Below are 20,042 nucleotides of genomic sequence, written 5' to 3'. Positions count from 1 at the left end.
GCGCTGAACGCGGGCTAGATGATGCGCGATATGCTCCTTGTCATCGACAATTACGACAGCTTCACCTGGAACCTCGTCCATTATCTGATGGAGCTGGGGGTCGAGGTGCGGGTCGAGCGCAACGACGTGATGACCGCGCGCGACGCGATCGCGACCGGCGCGCAGGCGTTCCTGATCTCGCCGGGGCCGTGCACGCCCAACGAAGCGGGCATCAGCCTCGATCTCGTCGCCGCCTGTGCGGACCTTGGCAGGCCGCTGCTCGGCGTGTGCCTAGGCCATCAGGCGATCGGCCAGCATTTCGGCGGCAAGGTGGTCCGCGGCGGACTGATGCACGGGAAGACCTGTCCGGTCGAACATGATGGCACGGGCTTGTTCGCGGGCCTGCCCTCGCCCTTCACCGCGACCCGCTACCATTCGCTGATCGTCACCGACGTGCAGTCCGACCTGGTCGTGAACGCGACCGCGGCCGACGCCAGCGTCATGGGCTTCCGCCACCGCGACCTGCCAATCCACGGCGTCCAGTTCCATCCCGAGAGCATCGCCACCGAGCATGGCCATGCGATGCTCGCCAATTTCCTGCGCGCAGCGGGCCTGCCCGCGACGATGCCGGCGCATCTGCCGACGGGGTTGGCGGCATGACCGTGACGACTCTGCTCCCCGAGCCGGCGACACCGTTGTCGCACGACAGCGCAGCGCGAGCCTTTGCCGACATCCTCGACGGCCGCGCCGACGAGCCCGCGATCGAGGTGTTCCTGACCGAACTCGCGATCCGCGGCGAGACCGCGATCGAGATTGCCGCGGCGGCGCGTGCGCTACGCGAGCGGATGATCGACCTAGTCGCGCCGGACGACGCGATCGACGTGTGCGGCACCGGTGGCGACGGCCATCACACGCTCAACGTCTCGACCGCGGTCGCGATCGTCGTCGCGGCGTGCGGCGTGCCCGTCGCCAAGCACGGCAACCGTGCCGCCTCGTCAAAGGCGGGCGCCGCCGACACGCTGGAGGCGCTGGGCCTCGATCTCAACGCCGCGACCGCCGCCGCCGAGGCGACATTGTCCGAACTCGGCATCGCCTTCCTGTTCGCAGCCAACCATCATCCGTCGCTCGCGCGGCTGGCACCACTTCGGCGGCGGATCGGGCGGCGGACGATCTTCAACCTGATGGGTCCGCTCGCCAATCCGGCGAGGGTCGGACGGCAACTCGTTGGAATTGCTCGGCCCGACTACGTACCGCTTTATGCCGAGTCGCTCGAACTGCTCGGCGCGACCGCCGGCGCGGTAGTGTCGGGCGAGGACGCGCTCGACGAGCTGAGTTGTGCCGGTCCCAGCATCGTCGCCAATGTCGGCAACGCCGCGCTGCCCGAGACGATCAGCCCCGAGGATGCGGGCCTGTCCCGCCATCCGCTGACCAAGATCCGCGGCGGCGAAGCACCGGAAAATGCCGACGCGCTTAAAGACCTGCTCGCCGGCGGCGCGGGCGCCTATCGTGATGCGGTGCTGCTCAATGCGGCCGCCGCGCTGATGGTCGCGGGCCGCGTGGACACGCTCGGCGACGGCGCGGCACAGGCCGCCGAAGCGATCGACAGCGCACGCGCCGCCGCGCTCCTCCGCCGCTGGATCGACCGCGTATGAGCGACATGCTCAGCCGCATCATCGACCGCAAATATGACGAGGTCGCGGAGCGTCGCGCCAAGGCCAGCCTTGCCGACTTGGACGCTCGCGCCGCCAACCAGGCTCCCCCGCGCGGGTTCAAGGCAGCGCTCGACGCCCGCGCCGCGGAGGGCCGTCACGCACTGATCGCCGAGATCAAGAAGGCGAGCCCGTCCAAGGGCCTGATCCGCGCCGACTTCGACCCGCCCGCGCATGCACGCGCCTATGCGGCCGGCGGCGCGACGTGCCTGTCGGTGCTGACCGACGCGCCGGGCTTTCAGGGTCATGCCGACTATCTGGTCACCGCGCGCGCCGCGTGCGACCTGCCCGTGCTGCGCAAGGACTTCATGGTCGATCCGTGGCAGGTGGCCGAAGCGCGCGCGATGGGGGCTGACGCGATCCTCATCATCGTCGCCGCGATCGACGACGGTGCGATGGCGGAGATCGAGGCCGCCGCGTTCGAGCGCGGCATGGACGTGCTGGTCGAGGTCCACGACGCCGCCGAGATGGACCGCGCCGCCCGGCTGCGATCGCGGCTGATCGGCGTGAACAATCGTAATCTCAAGGACTTCTCGGTCGACTTCAACAAGACGTATGATCTGGTTGGCGCGGCCCCGGCAGGCTGCACCTTCGTCGCCGAAAGCGGGCTCAACACGCGCGCCGAGCTAGATGCGATGGCCGAACACGGCATCCGCTGCTTCCTGATCGGTGAGGCACTGATGCGCCAGACCGATGTCGAGGCGGCAACGCGGGCGATGGTCGGTTGAGCGGGCTCACCCATCTCGACGAAACTGGCGCGGCGCGGATGGTTGACGTCGGTCACAAGCCAGCGACCGAGCGTCGCGCGGTCGCCGGCGGCCGCATCACCATGTCCCCTGCCGCTGCGCAGGCGATCCGCAACGGCGCAGTCGCCAAGGGCGACGTGCTCGCCGTTGCACGCATCGCCGGCATCATGGCCGCGAAGCGCACCGCCGAGTTCATCCCGCTCTGCCATCCCTTGCCGCTGACCAATGTCGAGGTGTCGCTGAGCGTCGAGGCCGATGGCGTGTCGGTGACCGCCACCGCCGCCACGACAGGGCAGACCGGCGTCGAGATGGAGGCGATGGTCGCCGCTAGCACCGCGCTCCTCACCCTCTACGACATGGCAAAGTCGATCGACAAGGCGATGATTGTTCAGGATATTCGGCTTCTGTCCAAGACGGGCGGCAAGTCCGGCGACTGGTTCGCTCCCGCCTGATGGCTCTGCTCCCGCTCGCCGAGGCGCAGGCGCGGCTGCTCGCGCTCGCATCCCCGCTCGCAATCGAGCAGGCGCCATTGCATCAGGCGGCGGGCCACTGGGCGGCGGAGCCGATCGCGGCGCTACGTACGCAGCCGTCGCGCAACCTGTCCGCGATGGACGGCTATGCGATCGCGCACACCGACCTGCCCGGCCCATTCGACCTGATCGGCGAGAGCGCCGCCGGCCGACCCTATGTTGGTTCGCTCGGGCCGGGTGAGACCGTCCGTATATTCACCGGCGCGGCGATGCCCGCCGGCGCCGATTGCGTGCTCGTGCAGGAGGAAGCGCGCGCAGACGGCAAACGGATCCACCTCGACGGTGAAGGGCCCGGCAATCCGGGCCGCAACGTCCGCCGCGCCGGCCTCGACTTCGACGAAGGCGACGTGCTGGTCGACGCCGGGGAGCGCCTGACGCCTGCACGGATCGCGCTGGCCGCGGTCGGCGGGCACGCCGCGCTTCCCGTCCGACGCCGCGTGCGCATCGCGATCGCCGCGACCGGGGACGAGCTACGCCCCGCCGGTGCCACGGTGGGCGACGGCGAACTGCCCGAGAGCAATGGCGTCATGCTGTCGGCATTGCTCGCCGACCTGCCCGTCGACGTCATCGACCTCGGCATCCTCCCCGATCGATTGGAGGCCCTCCGCGATGCGTTCGCCGGGGCGGAAGCTGACATCCTCGTCACCACCGGCGGCGCCTCGGTCGGCGACCATGACCTGGTGCGGCCTGCGCTGGAGGCCGCGGGCGCCTCGATCGACTTCTGGCGCGTGGCCTTGCGACCGGGCAAGCCGATGCTGGCGGGCAGGATCGGCGATGGCGTCGTCGTCGGCCTGCCCGGCAATCCCGTCTCCGCCTTCGTCACCGCAACGCTGTTCGTCCGCCCGCTGGTCGCGCATCTTTCGGGCGCGGCCGACCCACTGCCGACGCTCGGCGAGGCGGTGCTGGGCGAGGCGCTCCCCGCCAATGGTGAGCGGACCGACTATCTTCGCGCGCGCCGGATCGACGGCCGCGTCCATGTCGCGGCGATCCAGGACAGCTCGATGCTCCGCACGCTCGCGCGCGCCGATTGCCTCGTCCATCGCGATCCGCACGCCCCGCCGGCGAGCGTGGGCGACTCGGTACGCATCCTCGACCTTGCTTGACAGCAAGGGGAACAATGCATAAACGTTCGGCGTCTGTTCCTTGGGGAGAGGTGCGATGCTCACGCGCAAGCAGCACGAACTCATCTGCTTCATTTCCGATCGTCTGGCCGAGACCGGCGTTTCGCCGTCGTTCGAAGAAATGAAGGACGCGCTGGAGCTCAAGTCCAAGTCTGGCGTCCACCGCCTGATCAGCGCGCTCGAGGAGCGCGGCTTCCTACGCCGCCTGCCCAATCGCGCGCGCGCGCTCGAAGTGCTGAAGATGCCGGAGGCGAAGGTCGCGACCAAGCCCAAGCCGGCTGCCACGACGACGGCGTCCGCCGCCCCGACGCTTCCAGTCCCGGCCAACGACGTGATCGAGATCCCGCTCCATGGCCGGATCGCCGCCGGCGTTCCGATCGAGGCGATGGAGGGCGCGACGATGCTCCCCGTGCCCGCCGCGTTGCTCGGCGCGGGCGAGCATTATGCGCTGGAGGTATCGGGCGACTCGATGGTCGAGGCGGGCATCCTCGACGGCGACTATGCGCTGATCCGTCGCCAAGACGTGGCTCGCGACGGCGAGATCGTCGTCGCGCTCATCGACGAGCACGAGGCGACGCTGAAATATTTCCGCAAGGAAGGCGCGCTGGTCCGTCTCGATCCCGCGAATGCGAGCTACGATCCGCAGCGCTATCACCCAGATCAGGTGCGCGTGCAGGGCAAGCTCGCAGGGCTGCTCCGGCGCTACTGAGCCGGCGACGACCGGTCCTCCGTCGGGGTTCTGCCTAAGGCTTGCCGCCGGCTCGTTGCCGGGCAAATTCCGTTTCGAACGCGCGGCGCATGACGACCTGGCGGCGTGGCCACTCGCCGCGATCGACGAAGGCGCCGGCATTACCTTTCACTTGCCGCGCGCGCTTCTCGGCGAGGTCGAAGCCGCTCGCGTGGAAGTTGACGAAGATATCGGGCCGAAGCGGGGCAAGCCGGTCCAGGCTCCGTCGGAAATCCGCCGCTGCGGTCGGGTAGCGGCGATTGCCGACCAAAGGCTGGCCCGCGACGGTCAAACTGCATGCAAGGAGGACGTCTAGGGGCCGGCCACGCCCGATCTTCGGGTCGCGCACGGTCAACCGAAAACTCGTGCATCCGGGCGTATGCCCCGGCGTCGCCAGGGTCGTGATCCGCGTCGCGCCAACCGCCACGACCTCACCATCCTTGAGCACATGATCGACCTTCACCGGCGCGAACGGCGTCATGTCGCTGCGATCGGTCGCGCGGCCAGTCTCTAGCGTCCGCTGGTCAGCGGCGCTGGCCCAAAGCGGCGCGCCGCTGGCAGCCTTGAGCGCTGCCAGGCCGTCGGCGTGATCCCAGTGCGCGTGGTTGATGAGCAGTCGCCTGACGTCGCGCATGCGAAAGCCGAGCGCGGCGACGTTGCGCTCGATCTGCGGCGCGCTTTCGGCCAGCGCGCCGTCGATCAGGACATGGCCCTTGGGATCGGTGACCAGATAGGCGGCAAGCTCGCTCGTTCCCACATAATAGAGGTTGCCGGCGATGCGGAACGGCGCCTGAGGCCGGTTCCACTCGGCGCGCTGGCGGGCGTGCTCGGACGATTGCGGCGCGAGCGTCACGGTGGCGGCCAGGAGGAGAATGCGGATCATTTGACCTGCGTGCCGTTTCGCGGCGCCCGCGGCAAGCGCGGCGGCGCCACGCCGGCTGGGCTGAGCCATGGGTGATCGCCCGCGCTGATCACGCGCGCCACGGTCGCTCGATCGAGATCGATCGACATGCCGCCGGTCTTCGCCAGCATCTGCCGGTCAAGCCGCAACCAGCGCGGATCGCATCCGCGTGGCAGCCGCCGGTCGCTGACGACGATGTCGCTCGTCCGGCAAAGTTCGAGCATCTCCCGAATCGGCAGCAGATAGCCACTCCGCGTCGCCGCCACCTGCCAGCGCCGCCCGCCCGCCTCGATGACCGTATGACAGGCATCCGCGGTGCAGGTCGCGTCCCTGGCGTCATCGATCGCGCCAAGTTCGCCGTCGATCCCCGCCGCTTCACCAAGGACGCCGCGCACATAGTCGCCGGCACGCTCTCGCAGCACCCGCATCGCGCCGTCGCTCGTCCGGAACGCGACGTGGCGACCATCGCCGGTGACGATCAGGTCGGGCGCGGGCGCCGCGAGCGCCATCGTCATGCCCACCGCGAACGGCAGCACGCCCAGCCAGCGCCACCGCGTCCGCCACAAGGCGACCCACAGCCCGCCGCCGATGACGAGCGCATAGGTCCCCGGCGGCATCGTCGGCAGCGCGGCGACCGACCCGGGGGCCGCAGCCACGGTGTTCGCCAGCCACAGCAGCAGCGACAACGCCCGATCGACCACCCACCACACCGGCGCGCCAAGGCCGACGGCATCGAGCGCCAGCGCCAGCGCCTCGGCGGGCATCACGACAAAGGTGGTGAGCGGGATCGCGACGAGATTGGCGGCCGAGCCATAGAGCCCCGCCTTGTGGAAGTGGAACAGGCCGATCGGCATCAGCGCAAGTTCGATGACGAGCCCGGTCAGCAGCAGCGAGCCCAGGCCGCGGACGAAGCGAAGCGGCCAGCGCTCCTCGCGCGGGCCGAACCAGCGGCGTGCGGCCGGATGCTCATGTAGCGCGACGATCGCGGTCACCGCGGCGAAGCTGAGCTGAAAGCTTGCCGACGCGACCGCCTCGGGCCAGAGCGCCAGCACGATCAACGCGCCCGCCGCGACGAGCCGAAGCGTGATCGCCTCCCGCCCGAGCGCCAGCGCCGCCAGCACGATCAGCGCGGCGATCAGCGAGCGGATCGTCGGCACCTCCGCCCCCGTCAGCCACGTGTAGAAGGCCGCCACCGCTGCTGCCGCCAACGCGGCAACGACGGGAAGACGGACGCGCAGCGCGAGGCCCGGGATCAGCGCCAGCAATCGAAGCACGACCAGCATCGTCGCACCCACCACGGCAGTCACGTGCAGGCCGCTCACCGACAGGAGATGCGCAAGGCCCGAGCGCCGCATCGCCTCGTCATCGTCGGGTGCGATCGCGCCCCGATCCCCTGTGACGAGCGCGGCGGCGATCCCGCCGGCGCTGCCCGCAACACGCGACTGAATATGCCGCGTCAGCCGTGTGCGCATCGCCTCGGCCGCGACCGGCGGCGCGCCGACGATCGTCACCGGCCCGAGCACCCGGCCGGTGGCGCCGAGCTGCGCAAACCACGCAACGCGCGCGAAGTCGTAGGCGCCGGGAACCGCAGGCGGTGCGGGCGGCATCAGCCGGGCACGCAGCCGCACCGATGCGCCCGGCACCGCACCTGCGGGCAGAACCTTTTCGTCGACATTGACCCGAACCCGTGGCGGCAGATCGTCTCGTCCCGGCGCCAGCGTCAGCCGCACGATCCCACGCGCAGGTTGCCGGTCGGTCGCCTCGATCCGCGCCGTCATCTCGACGATCGTAGGCCTGGACAGAATCGGTGCAGCGACGCGCTCGGCCCGCCACCAGATCAGCGTGCATCCGATCGCCATCGCCAGCCCGCCGATCGCGATCACCCGCGCCAGCCGGCCGCCGCGCCCGCTCGCCAGCGCCGCCGCGGCGATCGCCGTCATCCCCAGTATGAACGCGATCCATTGCCCGCGTGCGGGCAGTATGAGCCACGCCGCCATTCCGCCGCCCAGCGCCACCGGCAGCCACAAGGGCAATTGGTCGCGCTCGGCCTCCAGCCAGGCCTCGATCGATTTCCGCGGGTTGAAGCGCGGCCGCCATGCCCCGATTTGAAGCATGCCGGGGTGCGTGCTAGGGGCGCGGCCGGGCCAGAAAGCCATCACCTTTCATCTTGTGGGAGCAAGCGCGCTTGGGCGCAACCGATCATCACCCCGCCGATCCGAACGCCGCCGTCGTGACCCGTTTTGCGCCGTCGCCCACCGGGTTCCTCCACATCGGCGGCGCGCGCACCGCGCTGTTCAACTGGCTGTATGCGCGCCACCATGGCGGCAAGTTCCTGCTTCGCATCGAGGATACCGATCGGGCGCGTTCGACGCAGCCGGCGATCGACGCGATCCTCGACGGGATGCGCTGGCTAGGCCTCGACTGGGACGGCAAGGCCGTGTTCCAGTTCGCCCGCGCCGACCGCCATGCCGAGGTGGCGCATCGCCTCCTCGAAGCGGGGCACGCGTATAAATGCTATGCGACGCCGGAAGAGCTGACCGCCCTGCGCGAAAGCCAGCGCGCCGCCGGCAAGCCGATGCGATACGATGGCCGCTGGCGCGATCGTTCGCCGCAGGAAGCACCCGAGGGCGCGCCCTATGTGGTCCGGCTCAAGGCGCCGACCGAGGGCAGCGTCACGATCGAGGATCGCGTGCAGGGCGCGGTGACGGTCGCCAATGCCGAGCTCGACGATTTCGTGCTGCTCCGGTCCGATGGCACACCGACCTACATGCTCGCGGTGGTCGTCGACGACCACGACATGGGCGTCACCCACGTCATCCGCGGCGACGACCATCTCAACAATGCCTTTCGCCAGCTCGCGCTGATCCGCGCGATGGACGCGGTCGAGGGCGGCTGGCCCGACCCGATCTATGCGCACATTCCGCTGATCCACGGATCGGACGGCGCGAAGCTGTCGAAGCGGCACGGCGCGCTGGGTGTCGAGGCGTATCGCGACGAACTCGGCATCCTGCCGGAGGCGCTGAACAACTATCTCCTGCGCCTCGGCTGGGGGCATGGGGACGACGAGATCATCTCGCGCGAGCAGGCGATCGAGTGGTTCGACCTGGCCGGCGTCGGCAAGTCACCGTCGCGTTTCGACCAGAAGAAGCTCGAGAACCTCAATGGGCTCTATATCCGCGCTGCGGACAATGCCCGATTGGCGGAGCTCGTGGCCGAGCGGCTGGGCGTCGGTGCCGAGGAGCGGGCGGCTATCGAAACCGCGATGCCGGTATTGAAGCTGCGCGCCGCCAACCTCAACGAACTGGCCGGCGGCGCCGGATTCCTGTTTGCGGTTCGGCCGCTTTCGGTGGACGAGGATGCCGTCCCGCTGCTCGAAGGCGTGAACCGCGAGGTTCTTGCTGCGTTGCACACTGCTCTTGACGCACTGCCGCACTGGGATACGGAGGCGCTCGAAGCGGCGGTACGCGGGGTAGCGGACGCGCGCGGGATCAAGCTGGGCGCGGCGGCACAGCCGCTGCGCGCCGCCTTGACCGGGCGCCGGACGTCCCCCGGCATCTTCGATGTGCTGGTCCTGCTCGGCCGCGCCGAGAGCCTGGCACGCATCGCCGACCAGATGGCCGTTACGGCCGACCGATAGGAAGGACACGCGTATGAGCGACACCACCGGCCAGACGATCAAGATCGGGGACAAGGACTATTTCGTCAGGCAGGGCAGCGTCGGGCCGGACGTCGTGGACATCCGCAAATACTACGCCCAGTCGGGCATGTTCACCTACGACCCAGGCTTTACCTCGACCGCCAGCTGCGATTCGGGCCTGACCTACATCGACGGTGACGAGGGCGTGCTGCTCCATCGCGGCTATCCGATCGGTCAGCTTGCCGAGCAGTCGAGCTTCATGGAGGTCGCCTACCTCCTGCTCAACCACGAGCTGCCGTCGAAGGACGAACTCGACAAGTTCACCTACACGATCAGCCGGCACACGATGCTGCACGAGCAGCTGGCGCAATTCTATCGCGGGTTCCGCCGCGACGCGCACCCGATGGCGGTGATGTGCGGCGTGGTCGGCGCGCTGTCGGCCTTTTATCACGATTCGACCGACATCGCCGATCCGCACCAGCGGATGATCGCAAGCCACCGGCTGATCGCCAAGATGCCGACGATCGCGGCGATGGCGCACAAATATTCGATCGGACAGCCCTTCCTCTATCCCGACAACTCGCTGTCCTACACGGGCAACTTCCTGCGCATGACCTTCGGCGTTCCGGCCGAGCCCTATGAGGTCAATCCGGTCGTCGAGAAGGCGCTGGATCGCATCTTCATCCTGCACGCCGATCATGAGCAGAACGCGTCGACCTCGACCGTCCGTCTGGCCGGGTCGTCGGGTGCCAATCCGTTCGCGTGCATCGCGGCGGGCATCGCCTGCCTGTGGGGTCCGGCGCATGGCGGCGCCAACGAAGCCGCGCTCAACATGCTGCGCGAGATCGGCACGCCCGAGAAGATCCCGGAATATATCGCCCGCGCGAAGGACAAGAACGACCCGTTCCGCCTGATGGGCTTCGGTCACCGCGTGTACAAGAACTACGACCCGCGCGCGACGGTGATGCAGCAGACCGTCCGCGAGGTGTTCGAGTCGCTCAAGGTCAGCGACCCGGTGTTCGAGACCGCGCTTCGGCTCGAGGAAATCGCGCTCAAGGACGATTATTTCGTCGAGAAGAAGCTGTTCCCGAACGTCGACTTCTATTCGGGCGTGATCCTGTCGGCGATCGGCTTCCCGACGACGATGTTCACCGCGCTATTCGCGCTTGCCCGCACGGTCGGCTGGGTCGCGCAGTGGAACGAGATGATCTCGGATCCAGAGCAGAAGATTGGTCGTCCGCGCCAGCTCTATACCGGGCCGACGCAGCGCGACTACGTCCCCGTCGACCAGCGCTGAGGCCCAGGCGATGCGGCGGCTGCGCTCGATCCTTTCGGCACTCGGCCTGGCCGTCGCATTGCTCGGCATCTTCTGGATGCTCCAGGGCATCGGCATCATCCGTTGGCCCTCGTCCAGCTTCATGATCGGCGATTCGGTCTGGGTGACGGTCGGGTCCGCGGTGTCGGTGGTCGGGTTGTTTCTGATCCTGCTGGGGCGGCGGCTACGCTGAGAATGCTCCTCCAAGCCGTTCGTGCTGAGTAGCGGCTGAGCTTGTCGAAGTCGCATATCGAAGCATCCGTGGCGGTCCCTCGATATGCCACCTCGACTGCGCTCGGCGGCTACTCAGGACGAACGGAGTTGGGGTCGGTCGGCAGCGTCAGCGTGAATCGTGCACCCTGCCCCGGCTCGCTTTCGACGCTCACGTCGCCGCCCATCGCGCGCGCGAGGCGCCGGGCGATGTAGAGACCCAGGCCGTTGCCGCCCGGCTCGGTGGGATCGACTCGGCCGAACTTGTCGAAAATGCGCGCCTGATCCTCGTACGCGATGCCGCGGCCCTGGTCGGCGACCGTCACCGACACGGTCGCACCCTCGCGGTCCAGCCGCAGCCACACCGATCCGCTGCGCGGGCTGTAGCGCACCGCGTTGCCGATCAGGTTGACCAGGATCTGGAGCGCACGGCGAAATTCACCGATCGCGGGCAGCGTCTCGCCCAATGCCGGGCGGTCGATCCGCACCTCCGCATTGGCGGCGCGCACCGACAACAGCCCCGCTGCGCGGCGCGTAACGTCGGCCAGGTCAATCGGCTCGACCTCGACATGGAAGTCAGCGCGCTCGATCGCCGACAAGTCGACGAGGTCGTCGACCAGACCCATCAGGTGGCGCGCGGCGCTGGCGATATCCTGCGCGTAATCGACATATTCGGCGCGCACCGGGCCGTCCGCCTGTGCACCGATCGAATCGGCATGCGCGACAATGCGCTGGAGCGGGGTACGGAGCGCGCGGTCGAGCCGCTCGGCGAACTGGTCGCCGAATGCCGCCGGTTGCGCGGAGGGCTCAGGCGAAACGTCCTCAGCAAACCGGCCGGTGCCGGCGAACCCCGCGAACCCGCCGCCGGCGTCCAGCCGCGCACGCGCGCTCAGCCGAACCGCGCGGGCGTCGCTCGCCAGCCGGGCGGGCTGATCGGCGAAACTGGTTCGATTTGCGGCCGCGGCGAGCAGCGGCACCAGCGCCTCGTCCGCCGAAAGGTCGAACACGCGCGTCAGCGGCTGACCGATCAATGCGGGGGCGAGGTCGCCCGATGCCGCGGTCAGCAGCATCGCCGCATCGCTCTCCCAGACGAACTGCGCTTCGGCGGCATCAAAGGGGTCGGCTTCGCCCTCGATCGGAGGGGGTGCCGCGTCGCGGGGGCGCCAGCCGCTCACCTCGATCCGCGTGCCGCCATCGGCGGGCACGGCGCGCACCCAGAGCCCGACATCCTCGTCGCCATCGGCGATCGTGACAGGCCGCGCAATGACGATACCCAGCCGCCGTGAGAGCCGCGCCAGCGACGCGATCGGCGGCAGCGCGAGTGGTTGCCCGTCGCCGCCCCCCGCCGCGGCATTGATGATCGCCAGCCGCCCGTCGGCCGCGACCAGCACGCCCTCGGCATCGATCCGCGCGGTGGCGGTATCCGGCGGGTTCATCGATCGTCCCCCATCGCCGCGCGGAACGCCGCGGGCAGCCGGAGCGGCGCGACCGCGGCGACGGCATCGGCCTGGGACAAAGCCATTAAGGTGTCCAGATGATCGGCAAAGCGCTCGACGTCGCGGCGATGGTCGGCCTCGCTCAGCGCATAGCCCAGCCGCGCCACCTGTTCACGCGGCAGTTCGATCGCGCGCAGCAGCAGCCACAGCCGCGGGTCGGCGGGCTCCGCGATCAGCGCTCGCACAACCTCGAACGTGGTGCCACCGGCATGCGCCAGCAAGGCCGCAAGCAGGACGATGCGCCGCTCGGCCAGGCAATGATCGATCGCGCCGGCCAGGGCCGATCCACGAAGGTCGGCGACGGCAGCCAGGCGGATCGCCGCGGCTTCCAGGCGCTCGCCCTCGTCCGCCTGCGCCAGCGAGTGTTCTGCGCCCTCTGCCAATGCGCGCTCGACCGCGGCCTGTGCGTCGATCAGCGGCGGGCGCGCCGCCTGTGCGATCGCGGCGGCGATCCACCAGGTGAAGTGCGCCTGGCTCTCGGCGGGCAGGTCGGTGGCATAGGGCGGTTGATCGGGCGGGCTGAGGCGACGACTCTCCGCCTGACGTAGCGCCGCGGCCCGCTGCTCAAGCGTACGAGTGCCCTGAAACGGTGAGGCCGACGCCTCGACCAGGCCGCTCGGCAATCCTTCACCGATCAGGTCGAGCGTCACCCGCTCGATCAGGTCGGTCGCGACGGTCATCTCCTCGCCCAGCCGCCGCTCGACCGGCGGCAGGATGTGCCGCGCCTCGACCCGCGCCAGCGCCCGTGCGCCCGCGCTTTCGCCGCGATCGGTCAGCCGGCGCGCGGCATGGTCATGGATATCGGCGCCGATCGTGCCGACGATCGCGCGAATCAGCGTGCGAAGCGACGCGCGCCGTCGGTCGTCCAGCCGCGCGGCATCGGGCAGCAGGAGGTCACGGACTGCATGGACGCGCGAGCGGCGCAGACGCGCCTCCGCCCCGCCGGCGCGGGCCAGCAGGGTAGCGGCGTCGACGGATTCGCCATCGCGCAGGTCGGCCGGATCGAGCGACATCGGCATGGGCCTATCCCGACTGTCGTTAAAGAGCCGCTAAGCCTTGCCGCGCAGGCTTTCTACGGCCGCGGCCAAGCTTGCCATCGCGTAAGCGGCGACGACCCCCAGCCCCGCCCAGGCAAAGCCCGCCAGTGCGAACGGCGCCAGGATCAGCGGATAACCCGCCGGGCTGCCCCACCACCAGCCGGCCCGCGCGCGGCTCCGCTCGACCATCGCCGCCGCGGCGATGCCGATGATCGCGAGCAGCAGCGGCGTCGCGCTGACATCCCCGACGCTCGCGGCCACGCCCGTCATCAGTACCGCGAGCGCAGCAATGGCGGCGATCGCCGCCTCCTGTGCGATCGCTCGCCGGTCGTCTCCGCGCAGCCAGCTCAGCAGCGACCCCGTCGACAGCGAAGCGATGCCGAGCACCGCAAGGAGGACGCCCACACCTGTGCTGCCCCACCAGGTCGCGACCAGCCCGCCCAGCGTCAGCACGCCGGCCGCGGCAGGTGCGGCCCAATGCGGCACGCCCTTGGCCGCCAGCCGCGGCAAGGCGAAGCGCGAGATCGGCGTGAACACGAATCGATCGGGCCACCCCGTCCGCCCGTTGGCCAGCGCCGCGAGCACCGCATTGCCGCGGCTGGCAAGCGCGCCCGACTGCCGCTCGACGCCGTGCCCGGCGCGCTTGGCGGCGGCGGGTAGCTGAAGGTGCGCCGCGCCGCCCGCGACGACGACCCGCAGCAGCGTCGACTGAAAGTCATATTCGCGCGGCATGCCGGCGATTTCCTTGAGCCGGGCGGCGGACAACGCGGCAAGGCCGGCCCAGACATGGTCGGCATCGACACGCTCGACCGCGGCGGTCGTCGCCTCACTCGTCACCATCAGCGTGTCGGGCTGGGCAAAGGCGATGGCGCGCATCGCCTGATCGGTGGTGACGAGCGAATCGGCGACGACGACGATGCTGGCGAGCGGATGCGCCTTGGCTGCGGCTTCCTCGGCCGAGCGGACGACATCGATCGTGACGCCGCGACGAGCGATGCGATTGACCGCCGCCAGCAACGCCGGCGTCACGCGGGCGACCGCGATCATCAGCTGACCCGCACCGCAGCCGATCAGCAGCCGCGCCTGATACTCGATCAGCGTCATGCCGCCGAACGGCAGCGTCGCCGCCAGCGCCTCGGCACGGTCCTCGGCCGCCTCGGTCGCGAAGATGAGGCCCGCGATCATGCGCGCGCCCGGTGGGGCGTGCCGCCCGCCATCGGCCGCGGCGCGCCGGTGGTGCCAGGGAAGCTGATCGGCAGCCCCTTGAGCGATCGCACCGCCATATAGGCAAAGCCCTCCGCCTCCAGCGCGTCGCCGTTCCAGCCGAGCGCATCGGTGGGTTCCGGCGACAGGCCCGTCCGCTCGGCGATCATCGCCATCATCGTCGGATTGCGCCGCCCGCCGCCCGCCACGATCAGCCGCCGCGGCCGCGCGGGCAACTGGCGCAGCGCCTCCGCCACCGATTGCGCGGTGAAGGCGGTCAGCGTCGCCGCGCCATCCTCTGGCGACAGGCCGCGCGCGGGCTGGATGGTGAAGTCGTTGCGGTCGAGCGACTTGGGCGGCGCCTCGTCGAAGAAGGGGTGGTCGAGCATCGCGGTCAGCACCGCTTCGTCCACCCGCCCCGCCGCCGCCAGCGCGCCGTCCGCATCGAAGCGCTCCCCGCGCGTTTCCGCCAGCCAGCTGTCGACCAGGCCGTTGGCCGGCCCGGTATCGAATGCGACCAGCGTCTCGCCATCGATGAAGGTGATGTTCGCGACGCCGCCCAGGTTGAGCACCGCCACCGGTCCCTCGAGCCCCGCGGTCAGAGCGCGGTGATAGACCGGGAGCAGCGGTGCCCCCTGCCCGCCCGCCGCCACATCGGCGTTGCGGAAATCGGCGACCACGTCGATCCCCGTCATCGCCGCCAGCACCGCGCCATCGCCCAGCTGCCACGTCCAGCCGCGATCGGGCCGGTGCGCGATCGTCTGACCATGAAAGCCGACGACCGCGACTTCGTCCGCGCCGGTCTTCTCCAGCAGCGCGGTGACCGCCTCCGCATGGGCGACGTCGATCCGCCGCTGTGCCTCGTCGATGATCGGATCGCGTCCCGGCGCGGCCATCGCCAACGCGCGCTCGGTCGCCGCCATCAGCAGCGCGCGGTCGGCGTCACTCCAGTCGCTGGCGAGGAAGCCGAGCGCCTTTGCCTGCCCCTCGCCATCGGTTTCGATCAGCGCGGCATCGATCGCGTCGAGCGAAGTGCCCGACATCAATCCGATCGCCCGCACGCACGCGCCCCTGTCCATCGCCTTCCTCTACCCCGTCACCCGGCGAAGTCGAGACGTCCCCCCTCGCGCGGGCACGATTTCATGCTATCGGCGCGCGCATCATGAGCGAATACCGATCCGATCTTCTTCGCACGCTGTCGGCGCGCGGCTATATCCACCAGGTCACCGACGCCGCCGCGCTCGACGCGCTGGCCGAAAAGCAGGTGGTGCCGGGCTATATCGGCTTCGATCCGACCGCGCCGTCGCTGCACGTCGGCAGTCTCGTCCAGATCATGCTGCTCCGTCGGATGCAGCAGACGGGGCACAAGCCCGTCGTGCTGATGGGCGGCGGCACCGGCAAGATCGGTGATCCAAGCTTCAAGGACGAAGCGCGCAAGCTGATGACCGACGAAGTGATCGCGGGCAACGTCGCGTCGATCAAGACGGTGTTCGAGCGCTTCCTCACCTTCGGCGATGGCCCGAGCGATGCGGTGATGGTCGACAACGCCGACTGGCTCGACCAGCTGGAATACATCCCGTTCCTGCGCGACATCGGCCAGCATTTTTCGGTCAACCGGATGCTGAGCTTCGATTCGGTCAAGCTGCGGCTCGACCGCGAGCAGTCGCTCTCCTTCCTCGAATTCAACTACATGATCCTCCAGGCCTATGACTTTCGCGAGCTGTCGCGGCGGCTGGGCGTGCGGCTCCAGATGGGTGGCTCGGACCAGTGGGGGAACATCGTCAACGGGATCGAGCTGACCCGGCGTGTCGACCGGCAGGAGGTGTATGGCGTCACCACCCCGCTCATCACAACGGCCGATGGCGGCAAAATGGGCAAGACGATGTCGGGCGCGGTCTGGCTGAACGAGGACGCGCTGCCCGCCTATGACTATTGGCAGTTCTGGCGGAACACGCACGACGCCGATGTTGGCCGGTTCCTCCGCCTCTTCACCGACCTGCCGCTGGACGAGATCGCGCGGCTGGAGGCGCTGGGCGGCGCCGAGATCAACGAGGCCAAGAAGATCCTGGCCGACGAGGCAACGGCGATGTGCCGCGGCCGCGACGCCGCCGTGCTCGCCGCCGAGACCGCGCGCAAGACCTTCGAAGAGGGCGCCGCTGGAGAGGCACTGCCCACCCATGCGGTGCCCGGCGGATCGATCGGCATCGTCGACGCGCTGGTCGCGCTCGGCTTCGCCGCGTCGAAGGGCGAGGCCCGCCGCCTCATCAAGGGTGGAGGCGCACGCGTTGATGGTGCGAAGGTTGAGGACGAGACGATGGTGATCGAGGTCGGCGAGGCCGGCCTGCGCATTTCATCCGGCAAGAAGCATCACGGGATGCTGACGCGCGGCTGAGTCGCCTAACCGCCCGTAAACCAGCTTCTTTTCCGCGCCGTTGACGGCGTCCATGCGATGGTGGCGGCCGGGGTAACGGGGGTGACAACGTGGCCTATTCAGGCGCGCAGCAAGCATTGGCGGACGGCAGGGCCGAGTGGCGCGACGAGGTCGAGCTGCCGGTGCGCGCCTTCGGTCCCGACGCGCGCGCGCTCCCGCTTCTTATCGTCAACCTCTCGCCACACGGCTTGATGGCGAGGTCCGAGGCGAGGCTGCGCGAGGGCGATCGCATTCGCGTGACGCTCCCCATCGTCGGTGCGATCGCGGCAGAAGTGCGTTGGTCGATCGACGGGCGGCTCGGCTGCCGCTTCGACAGTGGGCTCGACCGCGCAAGCTATTACGATCTGCTGGCGACGGTGCTCCGCCGCTGAGCCTCAGCCGCGGCGGACGAGGATGACGCCGCCGAGCACGATCAGCACGCCCGCGACCTTGACCCAGCTGATCGGTGCGCGCGGCAGGCCGATGAGACCGAAATGATCGATGACGAGTGCCGTCAGCAACTGGCTGGCGATCATGATCGTCAGCATAGACGCCAGGCCCAGCCGCGGCGCCGCAAACGCCGCCGCCGCGACGAAATACGCTCCGTACGCGCCGCCGACGAGCATCCACGGCCTGGCACCGCGCAAGGCCGCAAGCGGGGTGCGGTCGAAGCTCAACCATGCCGCGATCAGGATCACCGTGCCCACGGCGAACGAAACGAGCGCCGCGAGCGTCACCGACCCGATTGACCGCCCCAGCGCCGCATTGGTCGGCGACTGCGTGGCGAGCCCGACACCGGCGAGCAGCGCGGCAAGAATGGGGACGAGCGCGTTCATGGCGGCGGCGCTAGCGGATCAGTTCGCCACCGTCACCCCGGACGTGTGCCGGGCGACGGGTTAGGCCGTTCACCCTGATCGCAACAACGCCACCCCTGCATCCCGCTCGAACAGGTACAGCGCCAGCCGCGCCGCTTCCCCGCGAGCGCCCTTGAGGCCGCCGTCGCGGTCGACCAGCAGCCGCGCGTCCGCGTTCGCTACGGGCAGCAGTTCGCCCATCAGCTCGGGCGTCGCCAGCCGGAATGCCGCCTCGCCCGACTGGCGCGTGCCGAGCAATTCGCCCGCGCCGCGCAGTTCCAGATCGCGCTCGGCGATGACGAAGCCGTCATTGGTTTCCCGCATCAATGCCAGCCGCGCACGCGACGTTTCGCTGAGGCCCCCGCCGCGTAGCAGCAGGCAGATCGACTTGCCCCCGCCGCGCCCCACCCGCCCGCGGAGCTGATGTAGCTGAGCAAGTCCGAAACGGTCGGCATGCTCGATGACGATCAGCGTCGCGTTGGGCACGTCGACGCCAACCTCGATGACCGTCGTCGCCACGAGCACGCCCGCCTGCGCCGAGGAGAAGCGCGCCATCTCGGCATCTTTCTCGGGCGGTTTCATCCGACCGTGGACGAGCGCGACCGCGTCCTCGCCAAAGCGCTTGCGCAGCACCTCGGCGCGCATCTCCGCCGCCGCCATGTCGGACTTCTCGCTTTCCTCGACGAGCGGGCACACCCAATACGCCTGTCCCCCGCTCGCCAGATGCCGGCCGAGACCCTCGATCACCTCCGCCAGCCGGTCGTCTGACACGACGCGCGTCTCGATCGGCTCACGCCCCGGCGGCATCTCGTCCAGACGGCTGACGTCCATCTCGCCATATTGCGCCAGCGTCAGCGTGCGCGGAATCGGCGTCGCGGTCATGACGAGCAGGTGCGGCGGTCGCTCGGCCTTGGCCTGGAGCAGCATCCGCTGCGCCACGCCGAAGCGGTGCTGTTCGTCGACCACGACCAGGCCGAGGTCGCGGTACGTCACCGCCTCCTGAAAGATCGCGTGCGTGCCGATCAGGATGTCGATCTCGCCCGCCGCGAGACCCATCAGCGTTGCTTCGCGGACGCGGCCCTTGTCACGCCCGGTGAGAATGGCGACCCGCGCGATGCCCGAAAGCGTGCGCGAGAGGTTCTCGTAGTGCTGGCGCGCGAGGATCTCGGTCGGGGCGAGCAGCGCACCCTGCGCACCCGCTTCCGCCGCGATCAGCAGCGCCATCGTCGCCACCAGCGTCTTGCCCGATCCGACATCACCCTGGAGCAGCCGCAGCATCGGCCGCGGCTGGGCAAGGTCACCCTCGATCTCCGCCACCGTTCGCGACTGCGCGCCGGTGGGCGTGTAGGGCAGGTTCAGCCTGGCGCGCAGGCGTCCGTCGCCGACCAGCGCCCGCCCCCGCTTCGCCCGCGCCTCGCCGCGGACGAGCAGCAGCGCGAGCTGGTTGGCGAAGAGTTCGTCATAGGCGAGCCGATGGCGGGCCACGCCGTCGGCCGGGTCGGCATGAACGCGCGCCAGTGCATCCCGCCACGCCGGCCATTGCCGCTGTGCGAGCAGGCTCGGCTCGATCCATTCGGGCAGGTCCGGCGCGCGCTCGATCGCCTGCGCGGCGAAGTTCGCCAGGCGCTTGGAATTGATGCCTTCCGACTGCGGATAGATCGCCTCGCGCCCGCCGACCGTGTCCGCCTCCTCGGGCGGGACGACGATGTCGGGATGGACGATCTGCAACGCCTCGCCGTACGTTTCGAGCTTGCCGGAGACGAAGCGCGGCTCACCGATCGGGAACAGCTTCTTCACCCAGCCCGAGCCGCCACCGAAATAAGTGAGCGCGACGGCATTGCCCGCGCCGTCGGTCGCGATCGCCCGCGTCGGCCCGCGCCCGGACGAGCTGCGGATCTCGATCGCCGTCAGCGTGATCGCGATGACGCGACCGGCATCGGCAGGATTGAGTTCGTCGCGCCGCACCCGATCGACGAAGCCGGTCGGCAGGTGGAACGCCATGTCGACGACGCGCGCGATCTTCAGCCGCTCCAGCGGCTTCGCTAGCGTCGGCCCGACGCCCTTGAGCGACGTGATCTCTGCAAACAGCGGATTGAGCAATTCGGGTCTCATGCCTATCTCGCCCATACACCAGCCGACGGCCGCCGCCAGCGCCCGCCGGCTATTG

The 20,042-nt window shown here is 69.5% G+C and carries 19 protein-coding genes; 11 read left to right on the top strand and 8 right to left on the bottom strand.

Going from position 1 to position 20,042, the window contains the following annotated elements:
• The first annotated feature begins 30 nt into the window (after positions 1-30).
• From RS883_RS09360 to lexA, 6 genes are read left to right on the top strand one after another with little or no spacing between them, the layout of a single operon-like run.
• Complete coding sequence (locus tag RS883_RS09360; protein WP_315759938.1) at positions 31-639, top strand: aminodeoxychorismate/anthranilate synthase component II; 609 nt, start codon at positions 31-33, stop codon at positions 637-639.
• On the top strand, positions 636-1,631 hold the full coding sequence (gene trpD, locus RS883_RS09355) for an anthranilate phosphoribosyltransferase (RefSeq protein ID WP_315759937.1): 996 nt from the start codon (positions 636-638) through the stop codon (positions 1,629-1,631). Before RS883_RS09360 ends, trpD begins: the two co-directional genes overlap by 4 nt.
• A complete protein-coding gene (gene trpC, locus RS883_RS09350) occupies positions 1,628-2,416 on the top strand; it encodes an indole-3-glycerol phosphate synthase TrpC (RefSeq protein ID WP_315759936.1) in 789 nt (262 codons plus the stop codon). Before trpD ends, trpC begins: the two co-directional genes overlap by 4 nt.
• Positions 2,413-2,886, top strand: a complete 474-nt coding sequence (gene moaC, locus RS883_RS09345; protein ID WP_315759935.1) for a cyclic pyranopterin monophosphate synthase MoaC — start codon at positions 2,413-2,415, stop codon at positions 2,884-2,886. The genes trpC and moaC overlap by 4 nt, the downstream gene beginning before the upstream one ends.
• Entirely contained in the window at positions 2,886-4,067 is a 1,182-nt protein-coding gene (glp, locus tag RS883_RS09340; protein ID WP_315759934.1) for a gephyrin-like molybdotransferase Glp, read from the top strand. Before moaC ends, glp begins: the two co-directional genes overlap by 1 nt.
• A gap of 55 nt (positions 4,068-4,122) precedes the next feature.
• Entirely contained in the window at positions 4,123-4,794 is a 672-nt protein-coding gene (gene lexA, locus RS883_RS09335; protein WP_315759933.1) for a transcriptional repressor LexA, read from the top strand.
• Positions 4,795-4,828: 34 nt separating this feature from the next.
• Here lexA and bla read toward each other — a convergent pair whose 3' ends face one another.
• Both bla and RS883_RS09325 read right to left on the bottom strand, forming a co-directional pair.
• Positions 4,829-5,695: a subclass B3 metallo-beta-lactamase gene (gene bla / locus RS883_RS09330; RefSeq protein WP_315759932.1), complete on the bottom strand. Its 867-nt coding sequence runs from the start codon at positions 5,693-5,695 to the stop codon at positions 4,829-4,831.
• The gene (locus RS883_RS09325; protein WP_315759931.1) at positions 5,692-7,827 is read right to left on the bottom strand and encodes a ComEC/Rec2 family competence protein; all 2,136 of its coding nucleotides are present in this window, start codon (positions 7,825-7,827) and stop codon (positions 5,692-5,694) included. The genes bla and RS883_RS09325 overlap by 4 nt, the downstream gene beginning before the upstream one ends.
• Positions 7,828-7,898: 71 nt before the next feature.
• Here RS883_RS09325 and gltX point away from each other — a divergent pair, with 71 nt between their 5' ends.
• The 3 genes from gltX to RS883_RS09310 are packed head-to-tail and all read left to right on the top strand — an operon-like array spanning position 7,899 to position 10,858.
• Entirely contained in the window at positions 7,899-9,350 is a 1,452-nt protein-coding gene (gene gltX / locus RS883_RS09320; protein ID WP_315759930.1) for a glutamate--tRNA ligase, read from the top strand.
• Between the two features lie 13 nt (positions 9,351-9,363).
• Complete coding sequence (locus RS883_RS09315) at positions 9,364-10,647, top strand: citrate synthase (protein ID WP_315759929.1); 1,284 nt, start codon at positions 9,364-9,366, stop codon at positions 10,645-10,647.
• Positions 10,648-10,657: 10 nt separating this feature from the next.
• On the top strand, positions 10,658-10,858 hold the full coding sequence (locus RS883_RS09310) for a hypothetical protein (RefSeq protein ID WP_315759928.1): 201 nt from the start codon (positions 10,658-10,660) through the stop codon (positions 10,856-10,858).
• A gap of 109 nt (positions 10,859-10,967) precedes the next feature.
• On the opposite strand, the gene RS883_RS09305 is transcribed toward RS883_RS09310, so the two are convergent.
• The 4 genes from RS883_RS09305 to RS883_RS09290 are packed head-to-tail and all read right to left on the bottom strand — an operon-like array spanning position 10,968 to position 15,654.
• Positions 10,968-12,311: a HAMP domain-containing sensor histidine kinase gene (locus RS883_RS09305; protein WP_315759927.1), complete on the bottom strand. Its 1,344-nt coding sequence runs from the start codon at positions 12,309-12,311 to the stop codon at positions 10,968-10,970.
• Positions 12,308-13,390: a hypothetical protein gene (locus RS883_RS09300; protein WP_315759926.1), complete on the bottom strand. Its 1,083-nt coding sequence runs from the start codon at positions 13,388-13,390 to the stop codon at positions 12,308-12,310. Before RS883_RS09300 ends, RS883_RS09305 begins: the two co-directional genes overlap by 4 nt.
• A 30-nt stretch (positions 13,391-13,420) precedes the next feature.
• On the bottom strand, positions 13,421-14,593 hold the full coding sequence (locus RS883_RS09295) for a hypothetical protein (RefSeq protein WP_315759925.1): 1,173 nt from the start codon (positions 14,591-14,593) through the stop codon (positions 13,421-13,423).
• Positions 14,590-15,654 carry an anhydro-N-acetylmuramic acid kinase gene (locus RS883_RS09290; protein WP_315759924.1) on the bottom strand — a complete coding sequence of 355 codons (1,065 nt, stop codon included), beginning with the start codon at positions 15,652-15,654 and terminating at the stop codon, positions 14,590-14,592. The genes RS883_RS09295 and RS883_RS09290 overlap by 4 nt, the downstream gene beginning before the upstream one ends.
• A gap of 119 nt (positions 15,655-15,773) precedes the next feature.
• On the opposite strand from RS883_RS09290, the gene tyrS reads away from it, so the two are divergent.
• Both tyrS and RS883_RS09280 read left to right on the top strand, forming a co-directional pair.
• The gene (gene tyrS / locus RS883_RS09285; RefSeq protein ID WP_315759923.1) at positions 15,774-17,003 is read left to right on the top strand and encodes a tyrosine--tRNA ligase; all 1,230 of its coding nucleotides are present in this window, start codon (positions 15,774-15,776) and stop codon (positions 17,001-17,003) included.
• Positions 17,004-17,092: 89 nt separating this feature from the next.
• Complete coding sequence (locus RS883_RS09280; RefSeq protein WP_315759922.1) at positions 17,093-17,413, top strand: PilZ domain-containing protein; 321 nt, start codon at positions 17,093-17,095, stop codon at positions 17,411-17,413.
• A 3-nt stretch (positions 17,414-17,416) separates the two neighbouring features.
• Here the strand turns inward: RS883_RS09280 and RS883_RS09275 are convergent, their stop codons facing one another.
• Both RS883_RS09275 and recG read right to left on the bottom strand, forming a co-directional pair.
• Entirely contained in the window at positions 17,417-17,857 is a 441-nt protein-coding gene (locus RS883_RS09275) for a DMT family transporter (RefSeq protein WP_315759921.1), read from the bottom strand.
• Between the two features lie 69 nt (positions 17,858-17,926).
• Positions 17,927-19,987: an ATP-dependent DNA helicase RecG gene (gene recG / locus RS883_RS09270; protein ID WP_315759920.1), complete on the bottom strand. Its 2,061-nt coding sequence runs from the start codon at positions 19,985-19,987 to the stop codon at positions 17,927-17,929.
• Positions 19,988-20,042: the final 55 nt, after the last annotated feature.

The sequence above is a fragment of the Sphingomonas sp. Y38-1Y genome (genome assembly GCF_032391395.1).
In the GTDB taxonomy this organism is placed as follows: Bacteria; Pseudomonadota; Alphaproteobacteria; order Sphingomonadales; family Sphingomonadaceae; genus Sphingomonas.
This window is presented reverse-complemented; position numbering and strand designations above follow the sequence as displayed.